The following is a 14,022-nucleotide window of genomic DNA, read 5'->3' on the forward strand; positions in this document are numbered from 1 at the left end:
ATGAGTTCTGACGAAGGGCAGCAGCTCTCGCTGCTGCAGGGCTTCACCGCACCGGCAGCTCCCCGCGGCAAGTCTGCCGTTGCGGCGCACCTGCCAGTTGCCCGGGTCATCATCGACTCACCGTTGCCCCATCTGGACCGGCCCTTTGATTACCTGGTTCCCGAAGAGTACGACGACGACGCCGTCCCCGGTGCACGGGTGAAAGTGCGGTTCGCCGGCCGTGAGCAGACTGCGTTCCTCGTGGAGCGGCGCGCTGCATCGGACAGCCCGGCGCGCCTGTTGCCCCTGGTCAAGGTGGTCTCTGCCCAGCTGGTCGCGAGCGCTGAGATCCTTGCACTGGCAGCCGCGGTGGCCGCCCGGTACGCCGGATCGACCAGCGACGTCCTTCGGTCGGCGGTGCCTCCGCGTGTAGCCCGCGTAGAGAAGGAATTCGACGCCACCGTACCTTCCGCCACCGTACCTGCCGCAACCGATACCGATACCGATCCCGCCGCCCCGGCTGCGGCCAGCGGCCGGACGCATCAATCGAACCTCTACGATCGGTATGCGAACGGCGCTTCTTTCCTGTCACGGCTGGCCGCGGGGGAGAGTCCACGGGCGGTGTTGGTCACGCTGGGCGGTTACGGGCCGGACGGTTGGCCGGCGGAGCTGGCCGAAGCTGTCCACGCTGTGTGGGCGGCGGGGCGCGGCGCCGTCGTCGTTGTTCCTGACCAGCGGGACCTGGTTCGGGTCGAGGCGGCACTGCGGAATCGCATCGGTCCCGAGGCCTTTGTCAGGCTCACCGCCGAGGACGGCCCCACCCCGCGGTACCGCAGTTTCCTCAAACTCCTGCACGGACAGGTCAGGGTCGCTGTGGGTACCCGTTCCGCTGCTTATGCGCCGGTACAGGACCTGGGACTTGTTTGTCTCTGGGACGACGGCGATGATTCCCACAGCGAGCCCCGCGCGCCCTACCAGCACGCCCGGGACGTGCTCCTGCTGCGCAGCGAGCTGCAGGGCTGCGGGCTGCTCATCGCCTCGGCATCACGAAGCGTCGAGTCCCAGCGACTGGTCGACAGCGGCTGGGCACAGTCCCTCCACGCGGACCGGTCCACCGTACGCCGGCTGGCACCTCGCGTCCTCCACTCTGCAGATACCTACCACGTTGAGCGGGAACCGTTGACGCATCAGGTACGGATTCCCCCGGTGGCGTGGCGTGCTGCCCGCGAGGGACTACAGCGCGGACCCGTGCTGATACAGGTTGCGCGTACCGGATTCTCACCCGCCCTGGCCTGCCAGGACTGCCGGGAACCGGCACGCTGCAGGCACTGCGCCGGTCCGCTGGCCCAGTCCGGGCGGGGATCCGCGGTCGCGTGCCGTTGGTGCGGGCGGCCGGAGCACACGTGGCGCTGTCCCTCCTGCGCCGGCGGCAGGCTGCGCTCGACTGTCAGCGGTGCCGCGCGCACGGCGGAGGAACTGGGGCGGGCATTCCCCGGCGCGGTCGTGGTTTCGTCATCGGGCGACCACATTCTCGATGAAGTGGACGATTCACCGCGCGTGGTGGTTGCAACTCCCGGCGCCGAGCCGGTCGCTGTTTCGGGATACGCGGCAGTGCTCCTGCTGGACGGGAACGCGCTGCTGGGCCGGGAGTCCCTGCGCGCCCTCGAGAGTACGCTGCAGCGTTGGTTCAATGCAGCGCTACTCGCCCGTCCGGCGTCGGCCGGAGGTGTAGTGGTGGTAACAGCGGACGACGACGCCGCAGCCGGGCATCTTGTCCGTTGGGATCCTGCCGGCTCGGCCGTGCGCGAGCTCGCGCTGCGAAGTGAGCTGGGCTTGCCTCCGGCGGTGCGGTACGCGGCACTGACCGGTTCCCTGGAGGCACTTGCTTCGTTTCTGGACGGGCTGGACCTGCCGACGTCGTGCAGGGTTGTGGGTCCGACGTCAGTGCGCCTGCCGGTAGGGCCGGCAGCGGCCGGGCCAAGGCCGGGCCAGCAATCAACGGCGGGTTCCCACCGTACCCTGCTGTTTTTCCGCTACCGGGACGCTGCTGCCGTCCTCGGTGCGTTGCGGGCACGCCGGGCTTCCCTGTCCGCCCGGCGGACTACCGAGCCCGTGCATGTCCGGGTTGACGCCGTGGAGATGCTCTAGTGTATGGGCCGGCGCGCCGTGCGGCGACTGGAATGGAGCCGGGCAGCTTCAACAAGTGCATTCAGGAGCGAATCCGCTGAAGCTTCCCAGGAATAGGTATCTGCCTGTGCACGGCCCGCGGACGAAGCTCTCTTCCAGGACAACGGGTCGTCGAGCGTCCGTACTGCCCGCGTAAATTCATCGGGAGAGTCCGGGTTCACATACAGCGCCGCAGCTCCACCCACCTCTCGGAAGATCGGAGTATCTGCAGCGATCACGGGGGTGCCGAGCGCCATCGCCTCGACGACGGGAAGTCCGTACCCCTCTGCGCGTGAGAGGGTCACGAGAGCGGTGGCGGAGCGCAGCAGCTGATCGTACTCCTGATCGCTCACGCCGTTGTGGAAAACCACTCTCGCACCGCTGGGTACCAGTGCAGCCAACTCGCGTTGCCGCTCGGGCGTGATTCGACTCAGCAGGTGGAGTGTGTAGTCGGTCAGTCCGGCCATCCCTGCCAGCAGGGTCTCCACGTTCTTGTAGGGCATGAAGGAACCCATGTAGAGCAGAGACTTCCCGAGTGGCGCTTCCGGCGATCGGGAGCGGACGCCCGGCTGCGGGGCGTTGCCGATGATGCGGACCGGGCGCCGCGTCAGCCGGTGCTTGAGTATCAGCGCGCGGGTGGTCTCCGAGATGGTGGCTATGACGTCGGCGCGGTTCAGCAGCAACCGCTGGGGCCAGTAGGCGAGGTGGTATAGCCGCCACAGCACCCGCACGGGCAGCGGCAGGAAGCCCGGAGGTGTGCGGTTCTGGTAGTAGATGAGGTCGTGGAGCGTGAGGACCAGGGGATAGCGGCGTCCGAAGGAGCCCATCGTTTGCATGGGACAGAATACGGCGTCGGGATTGAGGCGGTTGAGGCGTCGCGCGACGAGCAATTCGGCGGGGGAGAGCGGGCTGTTGATCATGACATGCGGCACATCCGGCAGCAGCGCCAGCTGGCGTCGGTCGTGGATGAGCATCGTCACGTCCGCCCGGTTTGAAAGTGCCTCGATGAGACTGGCTCCATAGCGGCTGATTCCGTCGTGGTGATCCGTGCGGGTGAACCTGGCGTCAATCAGAACCTTCATCGGGTCCTTGCCTCCACAAAATCGGCGATGTGTGCGGCGGCGGCATCCGGCGCCTCATAGTGAACGAGGTGACCTACGTCCGGAAGGACCACGAGCGTGGCATTCGGGATCAGTGCCGCAAGCTCCTGCTGCGTTTCCACCGTGCCGAGGTCATCCTTTTCCGCTGCGATCAGCAGGACCGGAAGCTGTAGCCGGGATGCACTATCCCGTACCGTCGAGCTGATGGACGCGGTGAACGCCTGCAGCACCACGTCCCGCGAGGCGAACGCACTGAAGTAGGCGCGATGCTGGGCATGAATCCACCGTCGCAGTTGGCGGTCCCGGGTCTTCGCCATCAGCTCGCTCATTGCACGCACAATGATGCGGTTGCTTAGCAACGCCTGCCCTGCCCGCTCTGGCAGCGCCGCCCCAAGACGGTAGTACAGCTCCGCCAGCCGGGTGGCGAGCCGGCTGGAACCTTCGAGGGCGGGTGCGCTGATCGGGTTGATCAGGACCAGCGCAGCGAAGGCATCCGGAGCGTCCGCTGCCGCCCTGCCTGCGATGATCGACCCGAACGAATGCCCTACGAGCACCGTCTCCGGGCCGAGGGCGAGCCGGCTGACGCTGTCGCGCACAAACGACGCGTACGCCGCGACGTCGTGCTTGCCGGAGAAGGGGTCCGATTGACCGAAGCCCGGAAGGTCCGGCACAATCACGCGGTAGCCGGGGAGCGCCTCGATGATACGGAGCAACCCATGGTGATCACCCCGGAATCCATGCACCAGAAAAAGGGGAGGTAACTCCGCGGCCCCAGAGGCTGCGGGGAAATCCCAAAACCGGCGGGCTCCACCGTCCCCGTCCAATGTCCGTTCGGTCGCTGAGCGCGTCAGTACCACCACGTCAGTTGACCAGATCCGGGTGGGAACCGACACGCGTATCCGAGTCCAATTCGGCAATGGCCGCGAGGTCCACCGAGTCGAGGCTGAAGTCATCGACACGCAGATTCTCTCCGATGCGTTGCTGCGAACTTGCCTTCACTACGGCTGCGCCCCCGCTGTGCAGATGCCAGCGGAGAATGACCTGCGCAGGTGAACGTGAATGCTTCGCGGCGATGTGTGTGATGGTGGGGTTGGTCAGCAGTTTTCCGCGTCCAAGCGGACTCCACGCCTGGGTGATGATTCCGTGCTCGGCGTTGAATTTCCGGAGGCTCTCCTGCTGCAGGAGTGGGTGGAGTTCAATCTGGTTGACTGCGGGGACCACTTCCGTATGGGACAGCAGCTTCTCAAGGTGGTGGCGCTGAAAGTTGGACACCCCGATTGCCCGTACTTTGCCTTCCGAGTAGAGCTCCTCGAGCGCCCGCCATGTGTCGACATACAAATCCTTGCCCGGGCACGGCCAGTGGATGAGGTAAAGGTCGAGGTAGTCCAGGCCGAGGCGCCCCAGTGAGTCCTCGAACGCCGCGCGCGTTGCGCGGTACCCGTGGCTGTCATTCCAGAGCTTTGAGGTCACGAAGACGTCGCTGCGGTCAACGTATCCGGCGGACATCGCATCCCGCACGGCACGGCCCACGCCCTCCTCGTTGCCGTACATCGCGGCGGTATCGAGCAGGCGGTAGCCCGCCTCGAGTGCGAGGGTGCAGAGTCCGTGGGCATCGTCCGCAGGAACTTTATAGAGCCCGTACCCCAACCGGTCCAGGACGACGCCGTTGGAGATCGATAGCTTGCCGGATCTGTGCATACTCCGACTCTACCGAGCGTGCACCGTCGCTGAGGACCGCGACCCAGGCACGTCGGACTAGGGTTGACGCACGAGAGCCCGCGCCGAACGTTCGTCCACAATGAGGTCCGTGACCAAGCCGGCAGCAAGCGCCCCGCGCAGACCGTTGATCTTCGACTCCCCGGAAACCACACAGATGCGCCGACCCACCTGAGCGAGCATTTTCAGGTCCGGACCCGTGCTTCGCTCGTTGAGCACAATGTCGCTGTGCGAGCCGTCCGCCCGGAAAAAGACGGTGGCCACATCGCCCACAACCCGGTGTTCGCGCAGAATGGCGAGGTCTGCCTCGTCAAGGTAACCACCCGCGTAGACATGACTCGGGATACCGGCGCCGGTTGAACCTACCCCGAAGATGGCCATGGTCATCCGCTCCTGCAGGTCGAGGATGCGCTTGACGCTGCGCTCGGCCCACATGGCGGTCTTCGTTTCGGCATGGTCGAAGAACGCCGGAACGGGAAACTGTTCGACACGCGCCCCGTATGCTGCCCCGAAGCGGCGGAGGATTTCGCTGGCGTAGGTTATTCCGGTGGTCTGGGTGTTACCCGCGCCGTTCAACTGAACGATCGTGCTGTCGTGGGTCACCTTGCGGGTGAGGTGGTGGCTCACTGCGTTGACGGTCGAGCCCCAGGCAACGCCGATGATGGCGTTGGAATCCACCAGGGGTCCGAGTGTCCGTGCTGCCTGGATGGCTACGCGGTCCAGCACATCTGAATCGCTGACGAGATCCGTCACCGGGACGACATGGGCGTCCACGTCATAGCGGTTCCGGATTTCCCGTTCAAGTGCCGGAGCCCGGTCGAGGGGATTGTTGATCTGAATCTGAACGAGGCCTGTGTCACGTGCCATGGCAAGGAGCCGGGACACAGTGGACCGGGACGTCCGCAGTTCGCGGGCAATGGCGTTCATCGTAAGGTCCTGCAGATAGTACATCTGCGCTGCCCGTAGTGCCTCACGGCTACGGGGAGGCGTTATTTCCGTATTCCGGGCATTTGCGTCTTTTGAGGTTCCTGCCGCAGGGGTGTTCAAGAGTTTCTCCCAGAGGAAGTGCACGTTTGTGCAACGTGGTTGACGAATATTCCCAACTCTCCAAAGAATAGGGTGCAGAACCGGAATTCACCATCAGGCAAGGAGCCCAGGATCCAAGTGAGGAACAGCACCGGGCCGACGACGCCGTCGGCAGACCAGAACCGCACCATGCGGGACAGCGTGCAGGAACTGAAGAACAATCCGAAGACGTCCGTGCTGATCATCGGCGGCGGGATCAACGGTGTCGGAACCTTCCGCGATCTTTCCCTGCAGGGCATTGACGTAACGCTCGTTGAGCGAGGTGACTACTGTCAGGGTGCGTCGGGTGCTTCATCACACATGATCCACGGGGGTATCCGCTATCTGGAAAACGGGGAGTTCCGCCTGGTACGGGAGTCCGTCGTGGAACGCAACGCACTCTTGAAGCTCGCTCCCCACTACGTCAAGCCGCTTCAGACAACCATCCCGATCTTCAGCACCTTCTCCGGGATTCTTGCTGCACCGTTGCGCTTCCTGACCCATCGGCAGGGCGCTCCGCGCGAGCGCGGCGCAGTCCTCATTAAGGCAGGTTTGACCCTGTACGACGCGTTCTCCCGTGCCGGCGGCAGCGTGCCCCGCCACAAGTTCGTCGGGAAGAAGGCGTCGCTGGCGCAACTGCCCAGGCTGCGGCCCGATGTCAAGTACACCGCAACCTACTTCGACGCCTCAGTGCATAACCCCGAGCGGCTTACGCTCGATGTGCTTCGGGACGGTCTGGCCGCAAATCCCCGCTCACGGGCGATCAATTACGTCAGCGCAGTAGGGAGCGATGCCGAGGGGATCGTGCTCCGCGACGAGCTGACCGGTGACGTATTTCCGGTCCGGGCCGACGTCGTCGTCAATGCGACGGGTGCGTGGGTCGACGGCACCAATAGTGCGCTGGGTCAGTCGAGCCGCTTCATGGGCGGAACCAAGGGCTCGCATATTGTGCTCGATCACCCGGAACTGCTGGCCGCGTGTGCCGGTCGGGAGATTTTCTTTGAGCACTCCGACGGCCGCATCGTGCTGATCTACCCGATGGGGGAGCGCGTGCTGGTCGGGACCACCGACATCGATACAGACATGGACACTCCTGCTGTCTGCACCGATCCCGAAATCGACTACTTCCTTGACCTGATCCACCATGTGTTCCCCACCGTGCGGGTCAGCCGTGACAGCATCGTTTACAGCTTTTCCGGAGTCCGCCCGCTGCCGCGCCACGATGACACGCAGCCGGGCTTTGTCTCCCGTGACTACCGGATCGAACGAGGGACCGCCTCGGGCCGCCCCACGCTCAGTCTGGTCGGCGGCAAATGGACCACCTTCCGTGCGCTTTCCGAGCACCTCGCGAACGAAGTTCTCGACCTGCTGCAGCGCGGAAGAACCGTTTCCACTGGGGCCCTGCCGATCGGGGGAGGACTGGGGTTCCCCCAGCAGCCGCGTGATGTCGCTGCCTGGGTTGAAGCCAACGGCGCAGGGCTGCCTGCAGAGCGGGTGAAGCTCCTGCTTGGCCGCTACGGCACCCGGGCAGCCGACGTCGCGGCATATGTCGCGGACGGCGAGGATTCGCCTCTGCAGACAACACGTGAAGTATCGACGCGCGAGCTCGAATACATGGTCCGGCACGAGCAGGTCCACCACATCTCCGACGTCCTCATCCGGCGAACCGCGCTTGCCTTCAACGGCCTGGTCAGCGCAGAGCTCATCGACGAGGTTGCAGGCATTCTCGGCAAGCACCTCGAATGGTCCGCGTCCGTCCGCGAATATGAAATTGAAGACACCCGCCGGGTATTGCAGGAACAACACAAGGTGAGTGTGCATAGTTTGGTTGCATAGGTTCCAGGCAACCTTCAGCAGCCCTCGGGTGGCTGAGAACCAACGGCAGCACTTGCCGGGGGAGTAACGCGGTGCCGCGACCATCACGGTACCGGGGCCACACACGGCCCACAGTTGAATAATTGGAGGAGTCAAAGATGTCTCTGGAAGTATTCGTCGCCGAAACATTCGGCACGTTCATGCTGCTGTTGCTAGGTACAGGGGTCGTGGCCAACGTTGCGCTGGCCGGGACCAAGGGAAATAACGGCGGGTTCCTGATGGTCAACTTCGGCTGGGGCCTTGCGGTCTTCGCCGGCGTTTACGTCGCCGCGCTCTCGGGAGCGCACCTGAACTTCGCCGTCACTGTCGGTCTGTGGGCCAATGGAGACACCGCGGAGTTCGCCCCGGGCGTCGACAAGAACGTGGTCAACGCACTTGCCTACCTCGCCGCGCAGATGCTCGGTTCCATCCTCGGTGCGGTTGGCTGCTGGCTCGCCTACAAGCAGCATTTCGATGCTGAACCGGACGCCGCAAACAAGCTTGGTGTGTTCTCCACCGGTCCGGCAATCCGAAACTACGGGTGGAACCTCGTGACCGAGATCATCGGCACCTTCGTTCTCGTGTTCGTCATCATCGCATTCGCCGGAACACCCTCGGGACTCGGCCCGCTCGCTGTCGCCCTCCTCGTCGTCGGCATCGGCGCGTCGCTGGGTGGACCCACCGGCTACGCCATCAACCCGAACCGTGACCTCGGTCCACGCATCGCCCACGCATTCCTGCCGATCAAGGGCAAGGGAAGCAGCGACTGGAGCTACGCGTGGGTACCGGTGGTCGGTCCGGTCATCGGCGGCCTGCTCGCCGGCCTGGTGGCCATGCTGGTCACCTTCCCGACGCCCGCTGCCTGAGCATCACCAACCGGTGGTGCGGATCGCTTCGCACCACCGCCGTCCAAAATTCCAGAAACACACTCAATGAGGAGCAGTAATGCCGCAGTACGTCATCGCTATTGATCAGGGAACCACCTCAAGCCGTGCGATCGTCTTCGACCACCAGGGAAACATTGTGTCCTCGGGGCAGAAGGAGCATGAGCAGATCTTCCCCAAAGCCGGCTGGGTTGAGCACAACCCGATCGAGATCTGGGACAACACCCGCGAGGTGATCGGCAACGCACTTTCCAAAGCAAACCTGACCCGTCACGATATCGCCGCAGTCGGCATCACCAATCAGCGTGAAACAGCCGTCGTGTGGGACAGGAAGACCGGCCAGCCCGTCTACAACGCAATTGTCTGGCAGGACACCCGCACGCAGCCGATCGTCGACGAGCTTGCCGCCGACGGAGGGGTGGAGAGGTTCAAGCAGCAGGTCGGCCTGCCGCTGGCCACCTACTTCTCCGGTACCAAGATCAAGTGGATCCTCGACAATGTGGACGGCGCCCGCGAAAAGGCTGAAGCCGGTGACCTGCTCTTCGGAAACACGGACTCCTGGGTTACCTGGAACCTCACGGGCGGCACCGACGGCGGTGTGCACATCACCGACGTCACCAACGCGTCGCGCACTCTCTTCATGGACCTTGAGACGCTGAGCTGGGACTCCTCCATCCTGGACACCTTCGGCGTGCCGGCGTCCATGATGCCGGAGATCAAGTCCTCGTCCGAGGTCTACGGCACGGTGCACAGCTCACAGCTCCTGCGTGAAGTGCCCGTGGCCGGAATCCTCGGTGACCAGCAGGCGGCGACGTTCGGCCAGGCAGCGTTCGAGAAGGGCGGTGCAAAGAACACCTACGGCACCGGCAACTTCATGATCGTCAACACCGGCGAAGAAGTGGTCCACTCCAAGAACGGACTGCTCACGACGGTGTGCTACAAGCTCGGTGATGCCAAGCCCGTCTACGCGCTCGAAGGTTCGATCGCGGTCACCGGCTCGCTGATCCAGTGGCTGCGAGACAACCTCGGCCTCATCAAGAGCGCTCCCGAGGTGGAGCAGCTTGCCAAGACGGTCGAGGACAACGGCGGCGTTTACATCGTCCCCGCATTCTCGGGATTGTTCGCACCCTACTGGCGCTCCGACGCACGCGGCGCGATCGTCGGCCTGACACGCTTCGTCAACAAGGGCCACATTGCGCGCGCGGCGCTCGAGGCAACTGCGTTCCAGACCCGCGAAGTGCTCGACGCAGCCAACGCTGACTCAGGCGTCAACATGGAAGACCTCAGGGTCGACGGCGGTATGGTCGCCAATGACGCGCTGATGCAGTTCCAGGCCGACATCCTCGGTATCCCCGTCATCCGGCCCAAGGTCACGGAAACCACTGCGCTCGGTGCCGCCTATGCGGCCGGTCTTGCCGTCGGCTTCTGGAAGGACACCGACGAGTTGGCCGCCAACTGGTCCGAAGACAAGCGCTGGACGCCCACCATGGACGACGGCGAACGCGACCGGCAGCTGCGCAACTGGAAGAAGGCCGTCACCAAGACCTTCGACTGGGTGGATGAGGACGTCCAGTAGTTCCCGGTAGCAACTAAAAGGCGGAGCGGACATTGTCCGCTCCGCCTTTTTCTTTACCGCTCGCCCGATGCTGCCTAGCGGAGGATTTCGCCCGAGACGTTATCCAGGTTCCCGAAACGGTGGGCGGTGATGGTTACCGCCTGCTCGCGCAGGAAGGGCAGCAGCTCGATGCGGCCGGCCTCCGTGACGGGCCCGCTGTAGATCGCCATGTCCGGGTCGCCGTCGGTAGCCGCACACAGTTCGGAGTATCCGCCTCCGACGAGACGCACCCGACCGAGACCGGCCGACGGCGCGGCTGCCAACCACGCGGCGTCGTCCTCCACCCGGTGGGTGACGCCGTTCGCCGACAGGGCTGCGGTCAGGGCAGGAGCCAACGGCTCCGGTGTGGAAACCGACAGGGGTGCACCACTCCGCAAGCCTGCCGCGGCCACACGGATGAAGTCGCTCATGGTTCCGGCTTCGTTGAGCCTGACGGTGACCGGCGTGGGCAGATAACGGAACTCGTTCCGTTCGACTCCGAGGGCCGACACGTCCTCGTGGGTGCCGAAAGTTCGCACCCAGTGACGCTGGTCGTCCGCGGCGGAGCGGGCAAGGAAGCCCCGGTCGCGGTCAGGCACGTCCGCCGCATGCAGCAGCTGGCGGACCGGCTCGCTCAGCGGAGCATGGACGTTCCCCGGGTGGAGTTCATCGCGCTCCCAACTGCCGAGGTGAATGAGGTAGTTCGGTCCACCCGCCTTGGCACCGGGTCCTACGGAAGAGCGCTTCCATCCGCCGAACGGCTGCCGGCGAACAATCGCGCCGGTAATGCCGCGGTTGACGTAAAGGTTTCCTGCTTCCACCGACGCGAGCCATTGCGCTACTTCCTCAGGGTTCAGCGTGTGGATGCCGCCTGTCAGCCCGTAGGCACTCGCGTTCTGCCACTCGATGGCCTGCTCGAGCGATTCGGCGTGCATGATCCCGAGCACAGGACCGAAGAACTCGGTCATATGAAAGTAACTGCAGGGCTGTACCCCGGTACGTACTCCGGGGCTCCAGAGGCGTCCGGTGTCATCGAGCTGCTTCGGCTCAACAAGCCACGATTCGCCTTCGGCCAGCGTGGTGAAAGCGTCTTTGAGCTTACCGGCGGCGGGCTCGATGATCGGCCCCATCTCGGTCTCCGGGTCTTCCGGATAGCCGACCTTCAGGGAAGCCACAGCATCGATGAGCTGATTGCGGAAGCGTGCGGAGGTGCCCGCCGAACCGACCAGAATGGCCAGCGACGCGGCGGAGCACTTCTGGCCGGCATGGCCGAAAGCGGACCTGACGACGTCGGCCGCGGCCAGGTCGAGGTCGGAACTCGGCGTGACGATGAGCGAGTTCTTGCCGCTCGTCTCGGCCAGCAGCGGGAGGTCGTTTCGCCAGGACCTGAACAGCTTCGCCGTGTCGTACGCACCGGTGAGGATGACCCTGTCCACGTCCGGGTGGGAAATCAGGTGTTGTCCGACAGGACCCTCGGCGACGTCGGCGAACACCAGGACGTCCCGGGGGATTCCAGCGTCCCACAGCGCCTCAACCATCACAGCGGCACACCGCCTGGCCTGCGGCGCCGGCTTGAGAATGACGGCGCTGCCGGCAGCCAGCGGAGCCAGCACTGAGCCGGCGGCGATGGCGACCGGGAAGTTCCACGGCGGAGTAGCGACGGTCAACCCCGCAGGGACAAAGCGGGCACCCTCAACGGCGTCGAGCTCCTCGGCGAGCAGCGCGTAGTAATTGGCGAAGTCGATTGCCTCCGAAATCTCAGGGTCCGACTCGGAGATGGTCTTGCCGGTCTCGCTCGCGGAAACTTCCACGAGGTCGCCGCGGCGGGAAGCCAGCAGGGCTGCGGCGTTGCGCAGGACAGCGGCCCGCTCAGCACCCGCTTTCGCTGCCCAGTCCCGCTGGGCGGTGCGGGCCGAGCGGACGGCGGTGTCGACGTCGTCGTTCGATTCCAGCCGGGAGGCCTCCACCAGGGCGACGCCCAGGGTGGAGTCCGGTACGCGGTCGAGAACAGCGCCGGCCCAGGTCCGGATTGCGGGCAGCGACGGGTCGGAGTCCGACTGGTTCCGGAATTCGCCGGGTCCGGTTGCCGTGAAGCGATCCGGAGTCTGCGAACGATTGGGCTCCGGGACGGTGAAATCGAGTTCCGTGAGGGACGCGAGGAAGCGGTTCTTCTCACGCTCGAACAGTTCCTCGCTCTTCGTCAGCTCAAAGACAGCACTCATGAAGTTTTCCTGGCTTGCGTTTTCCTCAAGGCGGCGAATGAGGTAGCTGATCGCCACGTCGAACTGCGCCGGCTTCACCACCGGTGTGTAGAGGAGCAGCGAGCCGACGTCCTTGCGCACTTCGGCGGCCTGGTCTTCCGCCATGCCGAGCAGCATCTCGAACTCGATCCGGTCCTCGACGCCACGCGCCACCGAAAGGGTGCGGGCGAGGGCGATGTCGAACAGGTTGTGCCCGGCTACGCCAAGGCGCAAGGCGTCGGCATTCTCTGGGCGCAGCGCCCAGTCCAGGCAGCGCTTGTAGTTGGTGTCGGTGGCCTGCTTGCTCGGAAGAGTCGCCGGCTCCCAGCCGTGCACGGCGGCATCCACCAGTTCCATGGCAAGGTTGGCGCCCTTAACGAGCCGTACCTTGATGGCCGATCCGCCGGCCGCACGGCGTTCCTGCGCCCAACCGGTCAGACCCTGCAGGGCACCGAGCGCGTCGGGCAGGTACGCCTGCAGCACGATGCCGGCCTCAAGATTGCGCAGGTCAGGCGTCTCGAGGATGCGCTTGAACACGGCAACAGTGAGGTCCAGGTCGTGGTACTCCTCCATGTCCAGGTTGATGAACTTCGGAGCCGGAGACGACGCCGCGAGCCGGTAAAGCGGCAGGAGGCGCTTCGTAACCCGCTCAACGGTCCCATCGAAGTCCCAGAGATTAAGGGTACTCACCACCGAGGACACCTTGATCGAGACGTAATCGACGTCGTCGCGCGCCAGAAGATCCCGGGTTCCACTCAGCCGTGCGTCCGCTTCCTTGTCACCCAGAACCGCTTCACCAAGGAGGTTGATGTTGAGGCGGACGCCCTCGCCGCGCAAGGCGGCAATCGACTTTCCGAGGTGGGACGGGCGGGCGTCAACGATGAGGTGGCCGACCATCTCGCGCAGCACGCGCTGCGCCACGGGTACCACCACCCGCGGCAGGACGGGGGCCATGACCCCACCGAGCCGTACTGCACCCTTCATATACCAGGGCAGGAACGACGGCGTCTGCCGGGCAAGCTGCGCAAGGTTCCGTGCTGCCACGGCGGGGTCTTCCGGCCGGATAACCCGGTCCACGAAGCCGATCGTGAAGTCCAGGCCGTTCTGGTCCTTGAGGACCTCGGCGAGGAGCTGCGCCGATTTCGATCCGCGGCCGCCGGCTGCGGGAACCGCTCCGGCCGTGCGGTGTGCCGCACCGCCGGATTCGCCCAGGTGGAGCCACCGCCGCACCAGGGCAACCGCATCATCGCCAAGGGTCTGCGGCGATGGATCTGCGGTAGGAATGGTTTGTGTCATTTCTCGTCTACCTAACGACGACGGGCCAGATTGCCTGCAAAGCAGCCCACCTCCTGTGGGTGGCTGGCCGATCAGCCGCGGGCGCATTCCGCCTCGGCATGCTGGGTGCAATAACAGAAAGTTGCGCC

Annotated in this window: 9 protein-coding genes; 4 read left to right on the forward strand and 5 right to left on the reverse strand. The window is 64.8% G+C overall.

Annotated elements, in window-relative coordinates; translation table 11 throughout:
* Window positions 1–2,127: a primosomal protein N' gene (locus tag Q0877_RS03690; protein ID WP_299165789.1), complete on the forward strand. Its 2,127-nt coding sequence runs from the start codon at window positions 1–3 to the stop codon at window positions 2,125–2,127.
* On the opposite strand, the gene Q0877_RS03695 is transcribed toward Q0877_RS03690, so the two are convergent.
* The 4 genes from Q0877_RS03695 to Q0877_RS03710 are packed head-to-tail and all read right to left on the reverse strand — an operon-like array spanning window position 2,124 to window position 5,888.
* A complete protein-coding gene (locus Q0877_RS03695; RefSeq protein WP_299165791.1) occupies window positions 2,124–3,227 on the reverse strand; it encodes a glycosyltransferase family 1 protein in 1,104 nt (367 codons plus the stop codon). The two genes, Q0877_RS03690 and Q0877_RS03695, sit on opposite strands and share 4 nt — an antisense overlap.
* A complete protein-coding gene (locus Q0877_RS03700; protein ID WP_299165794.1) occupies window positions 3,224–4,138 on the reverse strand; it encodes an alpha/beta fold hydrolase in 915 nt (304 codons plus the stop codon). Before Q0877_RS03700 ends, Q0877_RS03695 begins: the two co-directional genes overlap by 4 nt.
* Window positions 4,107–4,943 (reverse strand): aldo/keto reductase, encoded by an 837-nt coding sequence (locus Q0877_RS03705; RefSeq protein ID WP_299165796.1) that lies wholly within the window; start codon window positions 4,941–4,943, stop codon window positions 4,107–4,109. The genes Q0877_RS03700 and Q0877_RS03705 overlap by 32 nt, the downstream gene beginning before the upstream one ends.
* 57 nt (window positions 4,944–5,000) lie before the next feature.
* Window positions 5,001–5,888 (reverse strand): sugar-binding transcriptional regulator, encoded by an 888-nt coding sequence (locus tag Q0877_RS03710; protein WP_299165798.1) that lies wholly within the window; start codon window positions 5,886–5,888, stop codon window positions 5,001–5,003.
* Window positions 5,889–6,176: 288 nt separating this feature from the next.
* On the opposite strand from Q0877_RS03710, the gene Q0877_RS03715 reads away from it, so the two are divergent.
* The 3 genes from Q0877_RS03715 to glpK all read left to right on the forward strand — a co-directional run bounded on the left by Q0877_RS03715 (window position 6,177) and on the right by glpK (window position 10,340).
* A complete protein-coding gene (locus tag Q0877_RS03715) occupies window positions 6,177–7,862 on the forward strand; it encodes a glycerol-3-phosphate dehydrogenase/oxidase (protein WP_299165894.1) in 1,686 nt (561 codons plus the stop codon).
* Window positions 7,863–7,999: 137 nt separating this feature from the next.
* A complete protein-coding gene (locus tag Q0877_RS03720; RefSeq protein ID WP_299165800.1) occupies window positions 8,000–8,746 on the forward strand; it encodes an MIP/aquaporin family protein in 747 nt (248 codons plus the stop codon).
* A 79-nt stretch (window positions 8,747–8,825) separates the two neighbouring features.
* Window positions 8,826–10,340, forward strand: a complete 1,515-nt coding sequence (gene glpK / locus Q0877_RS03725; RefSeq protein WP_299165802.1) for a glycerol kinase GlpK — start codon at window positions 8,826–8,828, stop codon at window positions 10,338–10,340.
* A gap of 74 nt (window positions 10,341–10,414) precedes the next feature.
* On the opposite strand, the gene Q0877_RS03730 is transcribed toward glpK, so the two are convergent.
* The gene (locus tag Q0877_RS03730) at window positions 10,415–13,894 is read right to left on the reverse strand and encodes a bifunctional proline dehydrogenase/L-glutamate gamma-semialdehyde dehydrogenase (protein ID WP_299165804.1); all 3,480 of its coding nucleotides are present in this window, start codon (window positions 13,892–13,894) and stop codon (window positions 10,415–10,417) included.
* Window positions 13,895–14,022: the final 128 nt, after the last annotated feature.

The organism is uncultured Arthrobacter sp. (assembly GCF_947495145.1).
GTDB lineage: Bacteria > Actinomycetota > Actinomycetes > Actinomycetales > Micrococcaceae > Arthrobacter_D.

What these genes read in the sequence shown, in the direction of transcription:
- Q0877_RS03690 (WP_299165789.1), top strand. Translation starts at nt 1, where the DNA reads ATGAGTTCTGACGAAGGGCAGCAGCTCTCGCTGCTGCAGGGCTTCACC.
- Q0877_RS03695 (WP_299165791.1), bottom strand. Translation starts at nt 3,227, where the DNA reads ATGAAGGTTCTGATTGACGCCAGGTTCACCCGCACGGATCACCACGAC.
- Q0877_RS03705 (WP_299165796.1), bottom strand. Translation starts at nt 4,943, where the DNA reads ATGCACAGATCCGGCAAGCTATCGATCTCCAACGGCGTCGTCCTGGAC.
- Q0877_RS03710 (WP_299165798.1), bottom strand. Translation starts at nt 5,888, where the DNA reads ATGAACGCCATTGCCCGCGAACTGCGGACGTCCCGGTCCACTGTGTCC.
- Q0877_RS03715 (WP_299165894.1), top strand. Translation starts at nt 6,177, where the DNA reads ATGCGGGACAGCGTGCAGGAACTGAAGAACAATCCGAAGACGTCCGTG.
- Q0877_RS03720 (WP_299165800.1), top strand. Translation starts at nt 8,000, where the DNA reads ATGTCTCTGGAAGTATTCGTCGCCGAAACATTCGGCACGTTCATGCTG.
- glpK (WP_299165802.1), top strand. Translation starts at nt 8,826, where the DNA reads ATGCCGCAGTACGTCATCGCTATTGATCAGGGAACCACCTCAAGCCGT.
- Q0877_RS03730 (WP_299165804.1), bottom strand. Translation starts at nt 13,894, where the DNA reads ATGACACAAACCATTCCTACCGCAGATCCATCGCCGCAGACCCTTGGC.